The sequence below is a fragment of the Mesorhizobium sp. M0615 genome (assembly GCF_040320805.1).
GTDB lineage: Bacteria > Pseudomonadota > Alphaproteobacteria > Rhizobiales > Rhizobiaceae > Mesorhizobium.
This window is the reverse complement of the sequence record NZ_JAMYQI010000007.1, coordinates 254,995-272,445: the sequence shown is the minus strand read 5'-3', so window position 1 is coordinate 272,445 and position 17,451 is coordinate 254,995. Positions and strand designations below refer to the sequence as shown.

The following is a 17,451-nucleotide window of genomic DNA, read 5'->3' as shown; positions in this document are numbered from 1 at the left end:
AGACCAGGTTAAACATCCGTTATCGTTTTGCGCCAGAAGCGGCCAGTCAGCTTCCGGCCAAATGCGGCAGCGCTCATATTACCATGGTCAAATACAGCTCGCATGAAACTAGTTGTCTTCTTGGTCCTTTGGTTCGCCAGACCATACGAGAGAATACGAGAGAAACGGCTTGGCGAACTATGAAATCCAACGGATCTACGCTCCCCGTCATTTCCTTCGCGAGCGTCAGACGCTCCTCCAGGCGCTGCTCACGCTCCGTTCGTGCACTTGAGGCGCTCATGCGCGTCTGCGAAAAGGCACTCTGCCGTCAAAGCCTTTCCCCACTCTCGATAATTTCCGCAAGCTGCCGCTGGCTATCGGCGGTTCGTTGATGCGCAAACTGTGACGGCGGTCGTTACCGTGGCTCGAGTGTCAGCAGATGTGGTAAGGCTGATTGTCGACGAGTAGCAGAGGGGTCCAGCAACAATGACTTTGAGACGAACCAGAGCTTACGGCGGATCCGGCTTGGTTCTGGCGGTTTGCACTGTATTGGCTTGGCAAAACGCCTCCGCCGCTCAAGATTGCTACGCAGCCGCGACGCCTGGCGTCAATTGGCAGGAGTGTGACAAAAAGCTTCTCATCCTAGAAGGACAGGACCTGAGCGGGGCAAACCTGTTCGGTGTTGATTTCACTTCGACCGACCTCAGGAACAGCAATCTCCTTGCGGCAAATTTTGAGAAGGCAACGCTTGTGCGCGCTTCCCTGGCCGGCTCGACCGCCAAAGGCGCCCGGTTCGACAAAATCGAGGCTTACAGGACCGACTTCAGCCATATGGACGCGCAGGGCGCTGTGTTTGCGGGCGCGGAAGTGCAGCGCTCGAATTTCCAGGACGCCAATCTGGTCAATGTTGATTTCACAAAGGCGGAATTGGGGCGTGCACAGTTCCATGACGCCGATGTCAGCGGCAGCCACTTTTCGTTTGCCAATCTCGCGCGGGCGGACTTCCGAGGAGCGAAGTTCACCGCACCGATAGACTTTGACGGCGCTTTTTTCTTTCTGACCCGTATCGAGGGCCTCGATCTGTCCAATTCGGCGGGTCTGTCCCAGTGGCAGCTCAACATGGCTTGCGGAGACGCCCGGACCGAGTTGCCTTCTGGCATGACGAGGCCAGAAGATTGGCCCTGTCAATTCCAGCAGGAATAGCCTGCCCGTCCGCTTCCGGCCCAAAGGCTGCCGGGCGGCAATGCGCCTCAATGCAGTCCTCGGCCGCGGGTCAAAGCACGACACTGCGGGACATTTCCGGCAATCTCATTTACCGGCGAACGACAACGACCAAATGGAGGACGGATGCCCAAGGTCAAAGGTGATACCGCTCTGGACAAGGAGCGCGCCAAAACAGAGAAGCTCCTCAAAAAGGTTGGATATACAGCCTTGAAGGAGGCCGGTGTGTTATCCAAGCGACCCGACCTCCCAGATCTAAAGATTGAAAAGCGAGGGAAATAGCGCGGACACTCGCGTGCTGACCTGACCGAAGGCACGCCCAAAATGTAGACGTCTGCTTTGCCTTCTCAAGCTAGGAGGGTGCAGGCGGCGCTTGCGAGAACCACAAGGCGGACTGCTGGGCCGGAAGAAGCTGTCGTATTTCCGCCCCGGTGCGATCCGACACTTCACAACTTTTTCACTTTCAATTGGGGGGCCATATCATATGAACGAAGAGACCGGCGTTCAGAAGTTGGTGCGCACGCTGCGTGCTCGAGCACCTGATGACGCAGCTGAATTGCTCGCTAGAGAGTCTCCCGAGTTCATCCGCGACACACTAAAACTGTTGCCTGACGGGCACGCCCGTAAGGTGGCCGAGCATTTGCCACTGCATATGCGGCCCATCAGCTCTCATGATGGTGACATGGGTTTCGCGATCCCCGAGTCGCTCGTCGAGGTGATGGACCCGATCCCCGCCAGCGTTCCTGTCGGGACGACGGTTGCTGCCGCGGTGGAAGCCGTCAGAGGCGCCCAAGTGCCGACCGAGCTCACTTATCTCTACGTCACGGACGAGGGTAATAAACTGGTTGGCCTGGCGGTCCTGCGGGATCTGATGCTGAGCGAACCGGACGCGGTTGTCGATCACATCATGCTGCCCAGGCCGTTCGCTCTTGATGTCGGTCTCTCTTTGAGTAACGCATGCAAGGCGGCGGTACGGCGTCACTATCCTGTCTATCCGGTGGTGGATGCGGAGAACCGGCTGCTCGGGCAGGTTCGCGGCTGGCGCTTGTTCGAGCAGCAAATCATCGAGATTTCCGCCCAGTCTGGCCAGATGGTCGGCCTCCAGAAGGAGGAGCGCTCTTTTACGCCGCTGTTTTCAGCCTTCCTGAAGCGCCATCCGTGGCTGCAGTTGAATCTCCTGACGGCCTTCATGGCCGCATTCGTGGTCAGTTCGTTCACAGGCACGATCGAGAAGATCGTCGCCCTGGCGGCGTTCCTCCCGGTCTTGGCCGGGCAGAGCGGAAACACCGGCTGCCAGGCACTGGCTATGACGCTGCGTGGCCTTGCCCTGGGGGATGTGGACAAACGACCGAAGCTGCACTTGGTGATGAGAGAGGGCGCGCTCGCGGCCGCCAACGGCGCGCTCGTCGGCGTTGTTGCGGCTGCGGCGATGTGGTTCTATGCCTCGAGGCAACCGGCGTCGGCGGCGCAGGCGCCGATGCTGGCACTTGTGATCCTGCTTGCCATGTCCGGATCGTGCCTCATGTCCGGCATCTCCGGCGTGCTGATCCCGTTGGGCCTGCGCCGGGTAGGCGCCGATCCGGCGGTCGCCTCGGCGATCTTCCTCACCACCGTGACCGATATTGTAGGCATGGGCCTGATGCTGGGGCTGGCAACCATGCTCGTGCTCTAGCAAGCTGCGTGCGGTGACGCGTCCCTGGGAGTTGGGGCAATGAGCTGACCTCGCGTTCAAAGAAATTGCAAGACCCGGGCCGAATCGCACACGCGTCGTGAGAAGCACCTTCCGGCAGCTCTCCGGCCCCTTGCGAAACGCGACGGAAGGCCTTTGGAGAACCGTGGGTGACCTTGAAGCCTGGTGACCAGATACGCAGAATCGCCCACCCAATATTAATCTTGTCGGCTGTGCGATCCACTACTGATGAGATTTGAGTTTGTTAAGCCTTGGGCCAAATACTTTAATCACGTGCAGCAATGTCGAGAAGAGTTTTTGACAATCAGCGCAGCCGAAATAGGAATAAACCCGATATCTTGTTGCGCAGCTGCAACAGCTGCTGAGGACTCGCATAAGTCCGGCGACCGTTCAGTCGCCTTTTTCTTGCAGTCCTGCTAAATCTCTCGCACTAGTCGGGTTTGGGGTGGGTTCTCGGCATGCAATCTTCGTTTCGAACGATCTTCGGCGTCGCCGCAGCGCTGCTTTGTGCCGGCGTGTTGCCGGCCGGCGCACAAGGTCTTTTTGGGGCCTATGACGATGCGTTTGCGGCCCGCATCGCCAGTCCGGCCGACAACGGAACGCTCGCCCAATTCGTCACGGTTGCGGTCAATGCTGGGCAATACGATCAGGCGATCTCCTCGATCGAGCAGTATCTGATCCAATACCCGCGCGATGCGCGCGCCCGGCTTGCGGCCAGCCGGTTATATTATCATGTCGGGTCCTATGAATTGGCCCGGCGGCAGGTGCAGTACGGCATCGAAGTCGGAGGTCTGACCGCAAGTGAGCAACAGGAAGCTGTTCGCCTGCTCGCCCGCATCGAGCGCGCGTTGCGTGGCGTCACCTGGGAACTCGCCCTGACCGGCGGTGGATTCAGCGCATTCACCGATTTTGAGCCAGGCGGGGCGCAGGACGACGACAGCTTCGTCTCGCCTTACGGGCAGGCGGAAGGTTTTGTGCGGTGGGACCTCGGCACGCCAAGTGCCGACGCGCTCGTTCTTTCGGGGTCGTTGACCGCGACTGAGCGTCTTTTCACGGAAGACCTGTCGGTTCCGGGTGGCGAGAAGACTTTTATCCACGGCAACGCAGCGATAACCTGGGACAAGGGACTGCCCAACAGCGGGATCGATTCGCTGCGCCTGCTGCTTTCCGCGTTCACCGTTACGGATCGTTTCGACAGCGACATTTACGAAACCGGTATCGGCCTCAGTGGACGTTTCGTCGTTCGCCCGACGGTCGAGACGACGCTCTTCGCCGGTGGCGGCTACATCGATCTAAGCGCCTCGCAAGGCATTTTCGCGGATAGCAGGGTCTTCTATGAGGCAGGCGGCAGCTACCGCTTCCGCAATGGCCAGGCGCTCGGCTTGCGCTTTGTCGGCTCGAATGACTTCGCTTCCGGATCGGGCGAAATCAGCCGCAGCTATACGGGCGAGGTCCGCTATGGCGGCCTGTTGATGAACGTACCGGATCTTTTCGCCTGGTCGCACCAGATCGCCTTATCGGCCGGCCACAGCGACACTCCCGATCTGTCCGTCGGCATCGGCACAAATATCAAGAGCGACTTCTGGCGCATTGCCTCGGAAAGCGATTTTCAGCTGACGGAAGCGCAGAAGATCAGCGTTGATCTCGCCTATCGTAAAACCAACTTCGCCCTCGCCAACCGCGACCGAAAATCGTTCGAAATGCTCATGAGCTATACGTTGACGCTCAATTGAAAGAGGCCGCGATGAGGTATCATCAGATCGTCATTTTTATCGCCTGCCTCGCCTTCGCGGCACCATCCGCCGCTGAGACGGTCGGGTCGATGACGGCCTATCAGACCATCATCGTCCGCAATAACGGCGGGACGATGAACGTTGGCGCCGGCGTCGAACTCGGCGACCAGTTGCGCAGCAATCCCACCGGTCTCGGAATGCTGGTGTTCCGGGATGAATCGAGCGCCAAGATTGGTCCAAACACCAGCCTGACGATCGATGAGTTCGTCTACAATCCGGGCTCCGGGTCGGGAAAGATCGACATCGGGATGAACAGCGGCCTGGCCCGTTTTTATGGCGGCCAGGTTTCGAAAGGGGGCGTCATGCAGGTTGCGACGCCGCACATGGTGCTCGGAGCGAGAGGCGGCATCATCGAAGTGCTGGTGGCAGCCGGCCAGACCGTCGGCATATTGCGCGCCGGCCGCATGACCTGCACGATCAATGGCAAACGGCTGGTCATCACGAACCCGGGCTACGCCTGCACGTCGGACGATGGCAAGCTTCTGGCCGGCTACGGCGGCATCGACGCCTTCCCGATCTTGGACAGTATCGACCGGATAGCGGGAACCGGCCTGCCGGGCGCACCGGGTCCTGGGTTGGACGTAAGCGCAATTTGTGCGTCGGCTCTAGGCTCCTCGCTCAAAGTCTGCGGGTCCAGGGACGGCGCACTGCCAGGAGTGGTCATGGAATTCCCTGACAGCCCAACGCCACCTGCGGGCAGCGGGGGGCGGCGGGGCGAGTGTGAGGGTGAGGGTTGCTGCTACTACTACAACTGCGATTAGGCTTGGCTGCACGAGATGAGCCACTCGGTCGGTAGGCGCTGGGCTGATTGGCGGCAAGCCGGCAGGCGCAAAATATCCGGCCTTTTGGTCGTGCTCCTGCTGCTCGCTTGCCATTTGGCTTTTGACGGGCCGTTGTCGCGCCTGCGTGAGCGGACGTACGACTTTTATCAGTTTCTCGCCCCACGCCAGGCGACGAGCAATCCTGTCGTGATCGTCTCGATAGACGACGACAGCCTCAAGGCACATGGGCGATGGCCCTGGAACCGTGGCCTCTTGGCCGATCTGGTCGATGGCATCACGCAATCCGGCGCGGCGGTGGTCGGGCTTGCGCTGGTACTCCCCGAGGCTGACACCTCGCCTGAGGGCATGGCCGGAGACAAGCGCCTGGCAGCGGCGCTGTCCAAAAATCGAACGGCGCTTGCCGTCAGCCTGGGCAATGAAGCGACGGTTTCAGAAGCAGAACCCAAAGCCGGCTGGTCGATCGTCGGGCAAGTACCCGATACACTTCCCGGCTTCACCGGTCTTACCGGGTCGCTTGCCGAATTCTCGAACGCCGCCGCAGGCCTAGGCGTGATTCGCACCTTGCCCGATCCCGACGGCGTACTGCGCCATGTGCCGCTGCTCTGGCTTCGCAACACCCCTCAACGCGCGCAGCTGTGGCCGTCTTTCGCACTCGAGCTCCTGCGCCTTTACGCTGGACAGGACGGTTACACAGCCCGGATGAATGCAGCCGGGTTCGACGCACTCAGGATGGAAGGCGCCATTGTGCCGCTCGAGCCGGAGGGGAGCATCCGCCTCTGGGAAACCGCCACCGACACGCCTCGCCTGTCTGCCAGCACTATCCTTTCGGGCCATGGCGATCCGCGGCTGCGGGACGCCATCGCCATTGTCGACCTGTCGGCTGTGGGCCTGACGCAGTACCTGCCCACGCCGACGAGTCCAGCGCGACCAGGAGCGGAGATCCACGCCGATGCGATCGGCCAGATGCTTGCCGGGCGCTTCCTGGCAGAGCCAGCGCACGCGCGTATGCTCGAGCGGCTCTGGTTTCTCCTCAGCGCCGTCGTTTTCATCGGGGTTTCCGGAGTGCTCGCCGGGCGTGTCGTGCTTGGCGCCCTCTCCCTGGCGCTGCTGGCCGTCACGCCGTTCGTGTTCGGCGCTCTCGAGTACAGCCTGCAGGGTGCACTCTATGACCCGCTGCAGCCGGCGCTTGCAACCATCATGGTTGCGGGCTTCGAAGGCTATGTCCTCTACAGGCGCAGCGAGCAGCGCCGGTCCACCCTGACGCGACAGTTCTCCCAATATCTGTCGCCCTCCGTGGTGCAGCGCCTCGCAAGCTCGGACACCGAGGCAATCCTGTCCGGCGAGAAGCGCGAGATCACCATTTTGATCAGCGACATACGTGGCTTCACGACCATGAGCGAACAGCTCGACACCCAAGAGATCGCCAAGGTGGTCAACCATTTCCTCGGCATTGCGACCGATGAGATCCTCAAGCGCGACGGCACCATCGACAAGTTCATGGGCGATGCGGTGCTGGCCTTCTGGAACGCACCGCTAGATCAACCCGATCATCGTGAGCGTGCGCTCGACGCGGGCCTGGCCCTTATAGAGCGGGTGAGGCGCGAAGACGCCGCCTTCACCGCGGATGGCCATCGCTCCATCGAAATCGGCGTCGCCATCGAGACCGGCATCTGCTCGGTAGGCAATTTCGGCTCCGAACGGCGCTTCGATTACACCGCGATCGGCTCCCCCGTGAACCGCGCGGCACGGCTCGAATCGACGACCAAGAAGCTGGGCATCCCCCTGGTGCTTGGACCCGGCTTTGCGGCAGGAGCATCGATGCCGGTCGTCCAGGCGGGCGCCTTTGAGCTCCAGGGTTTCAAGGGCGAGGTGCCGGTTTTCACCGTTCCGGAGATGCAAGCTGCTCAACAAGGTATGAGCCGCGAAGTAGAGAGCCAACGTGGTGAGCAATCTGGCGCCCCCGCCATGGTGGTTGGTTCGCCGCCATCCGTGCAATTGCGCCGCTTGACCTGACACCCCGAACCCGGAGCATCCGCTGATCGGATCCAGCGGATCGCAAGATGCGATTGTCACGGGCACAGACGGACATCTCGTTTCGGCGACCATCGAGGGATGCGACGGCTTGCGTCACTCGTCCTTGAAAGTCACCTTCATATGTTTGTGCACCATTGAGGCGAGGTCCTCGGCATCCCAGTTCGTTAGCCTGATGCAGCCGTGAGAGAAGGTCTTCCCGATCTTGCCGGGTTCGGGCGTGCCGTGAATGCCGTAGCTTTCGATGGAGAGGTCGATCCAGATTGATCCCACGGGATTGTTAGGGCCGGCAGCAATGGTGAAGGGCCGCTTGGTTTTGACTCCCTTGAATGCAAAATCGGGATCGTAGTGATAGGTCGGGTTGTGCACCATCCTTTGGATCTCTGCCTGCCCACTTGGTGCCGGCTTCTCGTCGCTCCCGATCGAGGCAGGGTAGACGGCAAGCGCTTTATTGGAGGGGTCGAGCACGCGCACCTGATGAGCGCCTTTGTCGACTTCGACGCCGGCAATGGTGGCGGGAGGTTCACCCCGGCCAACATCTGGTACCAGCAGCGTGGTTCCAGCTTTCCTGAATCCGGTGCCTGGGTTTAGCCTCCTGAGCAATGGTTCGCTCACATGGAAGCGCTCCGCCAGCTTCTCGATCGAGTCGTGATAGCCAAGCCTTCTCAGGCGAGCCATCTTCTCCATGCGCCCCGGAATGCGTTTGGTGAAGGGGCCGCGTACATCTTTGCGGTTCAGTTCATAGGTGACCAGAGCTGGGCTGGTGGAGGTTGCCATCAGCTTGTCCCAAGTCGCCTGGGTGAGCTTGCCATCTGGCGCCAGTCCGTTCGACGCCTGGAAGGCCTTGACCGCCTTGGCGAAGTTCTCTCCAAGGCGGCCGTCGATGAGCCCCGGTGAGAAGCGCGCACGATCCAAAAAAATTTGCGCCTTCAGCACGGCAGGATCGAGCCCTTTCGGGTCGCCGGCGGAGAATTGCGCCTGATTTACCGCGGCTAGATCCAGCTTGGCCGCCTCCGTCCCGCCGCATGCGAAGGCGAATGCAATGGCGAGGAGGAGAAGGAGCCTGATCATCGATGTCACTCCTTGCGTTAAATCGCACCTGATATGCTTCTATGACGCGCTGTGGCAGATCTGGTTCCATTCGCCGGTAGGAGGATCATAGGCAACCAGCCTTACGCTGCCGACCGGTCCGAGACGTTCGATGCCCATGCCTTGCCCCTCACGAGAGGCGTTGCTGGCCGCGCAGATCGGCAGTGTAAAAATGGTCTGGCCATGTTGACGTGAGCTTCTACCTTCCAACTGCCCACTACCTGGACCGGCAGTCAAATGGTCTCAGGGCAGCAAGTGAGGAGATGCGCTGGGAACCGGCTTGTCGGGCGGGTATTCTATTGATCTTCGGTATCGATAGATCCATGTTCCGTCGTCACTGTGATCGCGTTGTCGCCCGCGATTGCTCTAGCGTATTCGAAGCGCTCCAACTTCTGTTCTGCCGATAGGCCTTTGAACATCGCGGTGGCCGAGTTCGTGATTTTGAAGTCGCCGCAACTCGGACAGCGAAACTCCCGGATGTCGCCAAATGTCTCCGAATTAACGAGCGCCTGCTCATCTGTAATCGGGCAAATTGCGGCCATCCAAGCCATCGTGGTCCTCCGTCCTAAGGCCGTCCTCGATTACCCAAAAGGCATCGTCGAGTGCAAAATCCATTTCTGCCGACGCTCACCCCACCTGGAGTACTCCACCGAGTAGATTGCGCTCTCCACTCTCCAACCCGGAATGTGGATTAAAGCCAGTTCCTCGGCGAGCGATTTGCTGGTGAGCGGTAGGCGCTCTCGCTCTGGAGCCTCTCCCAAACGATCGGAGATGTTCATGTAGCGTCGGGCAGGACCGAAGGGCCGGAACGTGGCGTTTTCATCTCTTCGGCAATCACCAGCAGCGCCTCCAGAGCGACGGCGATCCCCGACATCACCGTACTTATGTCTGCGCTGCCGCCGAGCGTCGAAAGTTCGGCCGCTCGCGTTTGCATGCTTTGGCTCAGCTCTTGTAACTTCAGGCGCAGCTCGTCATCCATGTATGTTCTCCAAGCTTGACGCTGGAGGAACGCGCCTGCTTACAACCCGTTCCGCCGGTGGCCGCAGAGAACCAGAGACACCGCAGATGCTACAACTCGCGCTGTGGCGGCGCTTAGGATGGGCGGTGGATTGAGCCTCAGCGACTGACCGTCGGCAAATAGCGGATGCTTCAGTCTCGAAAAGGTGCTGGACGGCTCGATATGCACCGGCCCTTGGCCCTGGGTGCTGGTCCCATGCACAGTAAGGCCGTGCAAGTGCGCGCGGCCTCTGGGCTCAACATTCCAGTCGTCATGGTCCAAAGTTGTCCCAAGGTGGGTTCTCACCAAAGTGGGCGGCGAGAAGCGTCACGAAGCTTTGAACTTTGGCGGAAAGATGCCTTCTTGACGGGTACATCGCGTAGATCGACCGGCTTACCGGCTTGAACTGGGGCATCACTGTCTCCAGCTGGCCCGAACGGATGGCTTCTCCAACAAGGAAAGTGGGGCAAAGTACTATGCCTGCTCCACCCAGCGCCGCATCGCGCAGGAGCTGCCCGTTCGTTGCCGTCATCCGTGCAGTGATTTTTACCGCCACTTCCCCCTTTGGTCCGTCGAACCGCCATTTTCCGCGGCTGGCGCGCAACGCGTAGTCCAGACAATCATGGTCGTGGAGATCCGACGGCTTTGTGGGACGCCCGCGTCCGTCCAGATAATCGCGCGAAGCGCAGACCACCTCGCGTGAGGGCGCGATTCGGCGAGCAACCAGATTGGAAACCGTGAGTGGAGCGATGCGTACCGCGACATCCAGGCCCTCTTCCACGATGTCAACCACACGGTCGTCCAACACCAACTCAACCGACACCTCCGGGTAGACCGCGAGATATTCTGCAACGACTCTCCCAAGGTGCATCGCGCCGAAGGAGATCGGCGCGCTGACACGCAGTGAGCCGGTCGGACGTGTCTTGGTCTCGGCCGCGCTCGTACGAACTTCCTCGACATCCTCGATTATGCGCAGACTGCGCTCGTAGACGGAGGCGCCGAGCTCTGTCAGGCTGATGCGCCGGGTCGTCCGGTTGAGAAGGCGTGCGCCAAGCCACTCTTCCAGCATTTGGACATGCTTGCTCACGGCCGCTGGCGATAGTCGCATCCGCTTGGCCGCTCCAGCGAAACTGCCTTCACCGACGACGTTGGCAAACACGGTCATGCTGGTCAGCCGGTCCAACTGCAATCACCTCTTTCATTCACGTTTCGTGAATTCACCATCCATATCTCCCTCGATTATCAATCCGCAGTGGACAGATTATCTGAAACCAGGCCGGGATCAATTGTCCGATCCGTCTCTCTAACGTTTGCCCGAAACGTTGGCGTCGAGTGCCTTCTCGCGAGCTGGAGGTGATCATGTCTCTGACCAAAGCAGCCCTTCGGGAGAAACAGGGAGCCACTTTTCGCATGTGGCTCTCCGTGCTCACTGTATCGATGGGTATTTTTTCGATGATCACTGCGGAGCAACTCCCTGTGGGGCTGATTCCGGCAATTTCTTCCGAGTTGAATGTCTCTATTGGGAGTGGCGGTCTCACGGTGACGATACCCGGCGTAATTGCGGCGTTCGCTTCTATCGGTTTGCCGTTGGCAGTGGGGAGGCTCGACCGGCGTATTCTGATGGCGGGCCTGCTCGCGGTAATGGCTGCGGCGAGCGTGATTTCAGCGCTCGCAACGAACTTTCCCGTTCTGCTCGCGTCCAGGCTGCTCGTCGGGATCACCATCGGTGGCTTTTGGGCGATAGCCGGGAGCATCGCAGTACGCCTTGTTCCTGGACCGTCCGTGCCGCGCGCCATGACTATTGTCTTCGGCGGTGTAAGTGCCGCTGCGGTGCTGGGCGTGCCGGCCGGCACGATCATCGGTGATCTAGTCGGCTGGCGCGGCGCGTGCGGGTCTCTCGCCGGCCTGAGCTTTGCCATACTGCTCGCCGCCCTGCTTGTGCTTCCGAAGCTGGAGGCGGCGCAGCCTGTGGAGGTGAAAGCCCTGCGTGCGCAATTGCGCAATCCCGCCCTCCTGGCGGGCGTGGTTGCGACCGCACTGCTGGTGGCTGCCCACTACGGTGCCTACACTTTCGTGAGCCCGGTGTTGCTGGAGGTCTCGGGCGTCACTGCAGGGAGCATAGGTTGGTTACTGTTGGGGTATGGCATTCTCGGAATAATTGGCAACGCCGTCGCAGGCGTCTGGGCCGCCAAATCCGTCGGTCGCACATTGGCCTGCGTCGTCATTGGGCTCGGCGCCACGCTGGCTCTCTTCCCGTTGCTCGGGGTCACGCCGCTCACAGGAACCATCCTGCTGCTGGTGTGGGGCTTCGCGTATGGCGCGGCGCCCATTACGCTGCAGACGTGGGTGCTGAGCGCAGCACCAGAAAGCGCGGAGACCGCGACGGCCATCTACTGCTTCACTTTCAATCTTGCCATCTCCGTGGGTACCCTAGCGACCAGTCAGATCGTCGACACGATGGGCGTGAACAGGGTCCTCTGGGTCGACTCCGCCATCATCCTGCTGGTGCTGCTGCCGGTGTGCCGCGCACCCATGCTTAACCGGAACATCGGAAACTCGTAGACAGCAAGCCATCCTGTGCCGCCCCGTCTGGCAATGATGTGATAGGTTGAAGTAGATCTTCGTTTCCTCTGTCTTGAAAGTCACGCGCGTCACATCAAACGCGGGTTCCGCCGCACCGTACGGGTGCCGATGCTTTGCGCCCCGGAGGACAACTGGCTACTTGAAAAAGGACTTGATCCCCTCGTCGATATGTGTGCTGATATGAGATCGATCTCATGCCGCGCTCTCAATTGCTATTTCTCTACGGGAGCGCGCTCTGGGAAGCATGTCTGAATAACGATGAAGAGGGAGGTTCAAGTGAGGAAATTGATCGCGTGGCTGGCCTTGGCCACTACCACGCTCGCGTTCGCGTCTGCGGCGTCGGCGGGTGAAACCATCGACCGGGTTACCTCGAAGAAGGCAATGGTGGTCGCCACAAACAGCGGTTGGCCGCCGCAGAGTTTCCTCGACGACAGCAATCAGTTGGTCGGCTTCGACATCGACGTCTCGAAAGAGATCGCAAGGCGCCTCGGTGTCGAGGTCAGTTTCGACACGCCGGACTGGGCGACGATGACGGGCGGCCATTGGCAGGGACGCTACGATCTGGGTGTCGGCTCGGTGACGCCGACCAAAGCGCGGGCCAAGGTGATCGATTTCGAAGGCATCTATTATTATAGCCCCTACGTTTACGTGGTTCACAAGGACAGCCCGGCCAAATCGGTCGCCGACCTGAACGGCAAGATCATCGGCGTCGAGACCGCCACCACGTCGGAGGATTTCATCCGTAGACAACTCGAGATCGATGCTCCCGGCCTGCCGCCCATCGAATACAAGCTGGAGCCCGGTGAGATCAGGACTTTCGCTGACTCAATGCTGCCGTTCGACGATTTGAGGCTCGGCGACGGCGTGCGCCTCAACGCGGTCATCGCACCAGAACAGACGGCTCAGAACGCGATAAAGAACGGCTACCCGTTGCGTGTCCTGGAAGGCGGCTATGCCTTCCGTGAGCCACTGGTGGTGATCGCGGAAAAAGGTGATGCCGAGTGGAATGCCAAGATCGGCGGCATTCTCGACGAGATGAAGAAGGACGGTACCCTCGCGAAACTGACCACCAAGTGGTACGGCAAGGATTACAGCTCTGACTGAGAGGCATCGTGGATAAAGCTTGAGCGGGGTGCATTCAATTGAACATCCCGCTCCATCTGTTTTGTTTCAGCCGCATTTCCACGACACCGGGCGGCTCCGCCTGCCTGCAAAATGCTCTAGTGCCGCCACCTCATCATATTGATCATGACATGTCCTGACACCTATTACCGACGCACGCTTGCCGACAACACCATCAGACCGCCGCTGAGCGGCGTTTCCGAGTGCGAGACAGTCGTTGTCGGCGGCGGACTGGCCGGCCTGACGACGGCGTTGCAGCTGGCTCGCGCCGGCCAGCAGGTCGTCGTGCTTGAGGCGCAGCGGATAGGATTCGGCGCTTCCGGTCGCAATGGCGGCTTCGTCAATCCCGGTTTCGCCACCGGCACCGACAACATCGCCGCGATGGCCGGCGTCGACGCGGCACAAAAACTGCACCGCCTGTCCATCGAAGGCGTCGACTTCGTGCGGCAGACGATCCGCGATCTCGACATCAAGGCGGCAGAGCCGCGCTCCGGTATATTGAGCGTGCTTCGCCACGATGGTGGCGCCGCGCTCAAGGCATATGCCGAGCAACTGGCGCGGGATTTCGACTATCGGCTCGACTATCTCGATCGCGACCAGGTGCGAGCGGTGCTGCATTCGGATCGCTACCACCAAGGCCTGCGCGATCCCAGCGCCTTCCACATGCATCCGCTTAACTATCTGCGCGCCGTTGCTGGCGAGATCGAGCGGCTGGGCGGCAGGATATACGAGAGAACGGCTGCCGTTGAAGCCAACCTTGACGGCGCCGAAAAGATCTTGCGTACCGACAGCGGCGAAGTGCGCGCCCGCCAGGCCGTAGTTGCCACCGGCGGATATACGGGGCCACTGGTCAGTCGGCTGCAGCGGGCATTCCTGCCGATCGCCACTTACGTTATGGTGAGCGAGGAGGCGCCTGACCTCATCGCCAAGGCGATTACGACGACCGACGCCGTCGGCGATAACCGTCGCGCAGGCGATTATTACCGTGTTGTCGAAGACGGCATGCGGCTGCTCTGGGGAGGGCGCATCACCACCCGGGCAGCCTCATCGGGCGTGTTGGCGAGGCAATTGCGCCGTGAGATGGTCACCACTTATCCGCAGCTCGAACACCTCAAGACCGAACTCGCCTGGTCCGGGCTCATGTCTTATGCCCGGCACATGATGCCCCAAATAGGCCCGTTGCAGCCGGGCGTCTGGTACCTCACGGCTTTTGGTGGCCATGGCATCAACACCACGGCGATCGCCGGCAAGTTGATCGCCGAAGCCATACTGGGACAATCGGACCGCTACCGGCTGTTCGCACCATTTGGCCTTGCCTGGGCGGGCGGCCCGGCTGGACTTGCGGTTGCGCAACTCACCTACTGGAAGCTGCAGGCGCAGGATTGGTGGCGCGAGCGGGCCCGCTGACCGCAGGGAGATCGAGGACGTGATCGGCCGACTATTGCTCAACCACCCGGACGCGGCGCGCCGCGTTGGCGTATTCTTCGTGCTCGCCGCCATCGCCGCCGGCCTGTATGGGCTCGGCATCAAAGCCAGTTGGCTCGGCAAGCTCGTTCCGGGGTCGGTCGAGTGGCTCGCCGCCAACCCAGACGTCGGGCGGGCGGTCTCGGCGGTGCTGATCGCATTGATCTTGGTGGCGAACTGGAACGCGCTGCGGCATCTCAGCCGCAAACAGCAGATTGTGGCAGTCTGGATAGAGCTGTTCGTGTTGCTAATGTTGTTTTTCTATTCCTTCGACTTGTCCTTCGCGTTCATCGCCAAGAAGATCGGCTTCCTCGTCTCGAAGGGTGTGGTGACGACCCTCTACATTTCGGCCATTTCGATCGCCATTGCCACCCTCATCGCCTTCGTTGGCGCCATCGCCAAACTTTCCCGCAACGGCGTGGTCTATGGCTTGGCGACCTTCTATACCTCTCTGTTTCGTGGCTTGCCGTTGCTGATGCAGATCTACATCATCTATCTCGGCCTGCCGCAGATTGGCTACGTGATCGGCGCCGTGCCGGCCGGTATCATGGCGCTGTCGCTCTGCTACGGCGCGTACATGACCGAGATCTTCCGCGCCGGCATCGAAAGCATCTCGCGCGGCCAGACCGAGGGTGCTACGGCACTCGGCCTTAGCGCTAACCAGACGATGTTCCTGGTCATCCTGCCGCAGGCGATGCGGGTCATCGTGCCGCCGACCGGCAACCAGTTCATTGCGATGCTGAAGGATTCTTCGCTGGTCTCGGTGGTCGGGGTCTGGGAGATCATGTATCTCGCACGCACGCAGGGCCAGACCGAGTTCCGCCACATCGAGATGCTCATCACCGCCTCGATGATCTATTGGCTGCTCTCGATGGGGCTCGAGTTCCTGCAGTCGCGGATCGAAGACCGGTTCGGGCGCTCACTCAAGCGCTGATCGTCATCCGTGATTTTCGCCAAAGCGAGTTGCACAGCACCGCAACAGCCAGCTTCGGAGAGCAGCTGCAGATTGTACGCCACAGCACGCCGTTCGGCGACGCCGTCAAGGGTGAATCAACCCGGTATTTCATCGGCTTAGCCTGATCGGAGGGCAGAATAGAGCAAGTGCTGGACGAGCATGTTCGTTGGCCGACTGCCCGGCAACTTCGACCGATTGCTGGATTTCACCCGCGCCAACAAATCGATAAAGTCAACGACTTTAACATGTCCTCCGGGCCAACCATTATCGCTATGTATCGATGGTAGCCGAGTTCGCCACGTGGTTCGCCAATAGGTTTGTCAGGCAGTGGTTTGCGCGTTACCAGCCGCACGACTCGGTCCATGCCCTGCACAGCCAAACGCACCGGCGAGGTTCCCGGGAATGAAGCTCGGCATGGTGTTTCGTTCCTTTGAAGTGGGCGTGTTTGGGGGAAGACCGTAGTCGGCGTGTTCGCGCCCGGTGGAATTTTCGAAGAGTTGTTTCCAACGGCGGGAACGAACCAAACTTCCATGCATTTAGCTCTGGCTTCGTTCATTCACTCTTTCTTCTGGGAGCTGGACCATTGTCATCCGGAGGCTATCTCTTGGCCGACCAACAAACCAATGACGTTTCCATCGTTGATCTGATACCTGCCCTGCGGGCTTTCGCGCGCACCTTCTGCCGCGTCCCAGACGATGCCGACGATCTGGTGCAGGAAACGTTGACCAAAGGGCTCGCCAACATCGACAAGTTCGAACCCGGTACACGCATGAAGTCGTGGCTCTTCACCATCATGCGCAACACCTACTACACGCGGATCAAGATCGCTGCACGGGAAGCGCCAGGCCTTCTCGACTGCGCGTCTTCGAGACCGATTTCGGAAGCTACCCAGGAATGGACCGTTCAGAGCAAGGAAGTTCACGGCGCCATCCAAAAGCTGCCCGAACATCAGCGCGAGGTGCTGATGCTGATCGGCGTTTTAGGAGTGGGCTACGAGGAAACCGCCGAAATCTGCGGCTGCGCGGTAGGGACGGTCAAGAGCCGGCTGAACCGTGCCCGCGCCAACATCCTTGAGCTACTCGGGGAGAGCTCGTTGCAGACATTGATAGAAAGGCGAAATCAGCTGTCGGATGGTCAGCTCGATATAGAGGTCGACAGCCGCAGATAATCAGCTCTTCACGTCTCGCCGATGCTTCTCGACGAGAGCATTTTGCAATTCGATCGCCAGCTTGGATAGGCGGTCTGGTATCTTTTCCAGCTCTATGGCGGCCAGCAGGGAAGCAATCTCCCGATCCACAGCCATCTCGACAAGCAGATCCGTGGTATCGTCGCTCGAATGAGACATCACGTTCTCTTGATAGCATCCCTAGATCCAAGTCTGGTGGATGAGCGCTCGGCACTACAAGGCGTTGTGGCCGCCGAGAGGCTCACCGGCGGCCCTTGCACAGTTTTTCCTCCGTGCCGCGGCAAGACGCGGCGCGGTGGCGTCAGTCCTTCAGCAACCGGTTTGCGGCGTGATCCTGAAATTGATCGGACTTGATCCGATTGCCGTCCAGCCCGCGCTCTCGGCCATGTTGCTTCGTGTCGCGGTTGGACAAAACCGCGTTTTCCTCGATCTTGTCCTTTTCCAAGGTGGTCATTGCGCCGGCGCCGGCACCTTTGCCTTGGCTGCCTTGGCCGAAATGCTTTTTGCCGCCGGATGCCATGATCTCCTCCTTCGAATCCAGGACACCGATCGGTGCCGA

At 60.2% G+C, this 17,451-nt stretch carries 17 protein-coding genes; 11 read left to right on the top strand and 6 right to left on the bottom strand.

Annotation, left to right across the window (positions count from 1 at the left end):
• Nucleotides 1-465 precede the first annotated feature (465 nt).
• The 6 genes from NKI46_RS14675 (at nucleotide 466) to NKI46_RS14650 (ending at nucleotide 7,478) form a co-directional block, all read left to right on the top strand.
• Entirely contained in the window at nucleotides 466-1,182 is a 717-nt protein-coding gene (locus NKI46_RS14675) for a pentapeptide repeat-containing protein (protein WP_023739588.1), read from the top strand.
• Between the two features lie 144 nt (nucleotides 1,183-1,326).
• Nucleotides 1,327-1,482: a hypothetical protein gene (locus NKI46_RS14670; RefSeq protein ID WP_023739587.1), complete on the top strand. Its 156-nt coding sequence runs from the start codon at nucleotides 1,327-1,329 to the stop codon at nucleotides 1,480-1,482.
• A 202-nt stretch (nucleotides 1,483-1,684) separates the two neighbouring features.
• A complete protein-coding gene (locus NKI46_RS14665; RefSeq protein WP_352536736.1) occupies nucleotides 1,685-2,872 on the top strand; it encodes a magnesium transporter in 1,188 nt (395 codons plus the stop codon).
• A gap of 533 nt (nucleotides 2,873-3,405) precedes the next feature.
• Nucleotides 3,406-4,623 carry a tetratricopeptide repeat protein gene (locus tag NKI46_RS14660; protein ID WP_352746734.1) on the top strand — a complete coding sequence of 406 codons (1,218 nt, stop codon included), beginning with the start codon at nucleotides 3,406-3,408 and terminating at the stop codon, nucleotides 4,621-4,623.
• Between the two features lie 11 nt (nucleotides 4,624-4,634).
• Nucleotides 4,635-5,444 carry a FecR family protein gene (locus tag NKI46_RS14655; protein WP_023667958.1) on the top strand — a complete coding sequence of 270 codons (810 nt, stop codon included), beginning with the start codon at nucleotides 4,635-4,637 and terminating at the stop codon, nucleotides 5,442-5,444.
• 90 nt (nucleotides 5,445-5,534) lie between these two features.
• Nucleotides 5,535-7,478, top strand: coding sequence for a CHASE2 domain-containing protein (locus NKI46_RS14650; RefSeq protein WP_352746731.1), 1,944 nt, complete (start codon nucleotides 5,535-5,537; stop codon nucleotides 7,476-7,478).
• Nucleotides 7,479-7,592: 114 nt separating this feature from the next.
• On the opposite strand, the gene NKI46_RS14645 is transcribed toward NKI46_RS14650, so the two are convergent.
• The 4 genes from NKI46_RS14645 to NKI46_RS14630 all read right to left on the bottom strand — a co-directional run bounded on the left by NKI46_RS14645 (nucleotide 7,593) and on the right by NKI46_RS14630 (nucleotide 10,765).
• Nucleotides 7,593-8,567: a L,D-transpeptidase family protein gene (locus NKI46_RS14645; RefSeq protein ID WP_352459498.1), complete on the bottom strand. Its 975-nt coding sequence runs from the start codon at nucleotides 8,565-8,567 to the stop codon at nucleotides 7,593-7,595.
• 314 nt (nucleotides 8,568-8,881) lie between these two features.
• On the bottom strand, nucleotides 8,882-9,136 hold the full coding sequence (locus NKI46_RS14640) for a hypothetical protein (protein ID WP_352459499.1): 255 nt from the start codon (nucleotides 9,134-9,136) through the stop codon (nucleotides 8,882-8,884).
• A gap of 224 nt (nucleotides 9,137-9,360) precedes the next feature.
• Nucleotides 9,361-9,564: a hypothetical protein gene (locus NKI46_RS14635; protein ID WP_023667962.1), complete on the bottom strand. Its 204-nt coding sequence runs from the start codon at nucleotides 9,562-9,564 to the stop codon at nucleotides 9,361-9,363.
• A gap of 289 nt (nucleotides 9,565-9,853) precedes the next feature.
• Nucleotides 9,854-10,765 (bottom strand): LysR family transcriptional regulator, encoded by a 912-nt coding sequence (locus tag NKI46_RS14630; RefSeq protein ID WP_352746727.1) that lies wholly within the window; start codon nucleotides 10,763-10,765, stop codon nucleotides 9,854-9,856.
• A gap of 176 nt (nucleotides 10,766-10,941) precedes the next feature.
• Here NKI46_RS14630 and NKI46_RS14625 point away from each other — a divergent pair, with 176 nt between their 5' ends.
• From NKI46_RS14625 to NKI46_RS14605, 5 genes are all read left to right on the top strand, one after another.
• Complete coding sequence (locus NKI46_RS14625) at nucleotides 10,942-12,144, top strand: MFS transporter (protein WP_352459501.1); 1,203 nt, start codon at nucleotides 10,942-10,944, stop codon at nucleotides 12,142-12,144.
• A 297-nt stretch (nucleotides 12,145-12,441) separates the two neighbouring features.
• A complete protein-coding gene (locus NKI46_RS14620) occupies nucleotides 12,442-13,269 on the top strand; it encodes a transporter substrate-binding domain-containing protein (protein WP_023687783.1) in 828 nt (275 codons plus the stop codon).
• Nucleotides 13,270-13,413: 144 nt separating this feature from the next.
• Nucleotides 13,414-14,694 (top strand): NAD(P)/FAD-dependent oxidoreductase, encoded by a 1,281-nt coding sequence (locus NKI46_RS14615; RefSeq protein ID WP_352459503.1) that lies wholly within the window; start codon nucleotides 13,414-13,416, stop codon nucleotides 14,692-14,694.
• Between the two features lie 19 nt (nucleotides 14,695-14,713).
• Nucleotides 14,714-15,685, top strand: a complete 972-nt coding sequence (locus NKI46_RS14610; RefSeq protein WP_352459504.1) for an amino acid ABC transporter permease — start codon at nucleotides 14,714-14,716, stop codon at nucleotides 15,683-15,685.
• Between the two features lie 625 nt (nucleotides 15,686-16,310).
• A complete protein-coding gene (locus tag NKI46_RS14605) occupies nucleotides 16,311-16,874 on the top strand; it encodes a sigma-70 family RNA polymerase sigma factor (protein WP_023667968.1) in 564 nt (187 codons plus the stop codon).
• Here NKI46_RS14605 and NKI46_RS14600 read toward each other — a convergent pair whose 3' ends face one another.
• Entirely contained in the window at nucleotides 16,875-17,051 is a 177-nt protein-coding gene (locus NKI46_RS14600) for a hypothetical protein (protein WP_023739583.1), read from the bottom strand. It lies immediately after the preceding gene.
• A 142-nt stretch (nucleotides 17,052-17,193) separates the two neighbouring features.
• Nucleotides 17,194-17,412, bottom strand: a complete 219-nt coding sequence (locus tag NKI46_RS14595; protein ID WP_023739582.1) for a hypothetical protein — start codon at nucleotides 17,410-17,412, stop codon at nucleotides 17,194-17,196.
• Nucleotides 17,413-17,451: the final 39 nt, after the last annotated feature.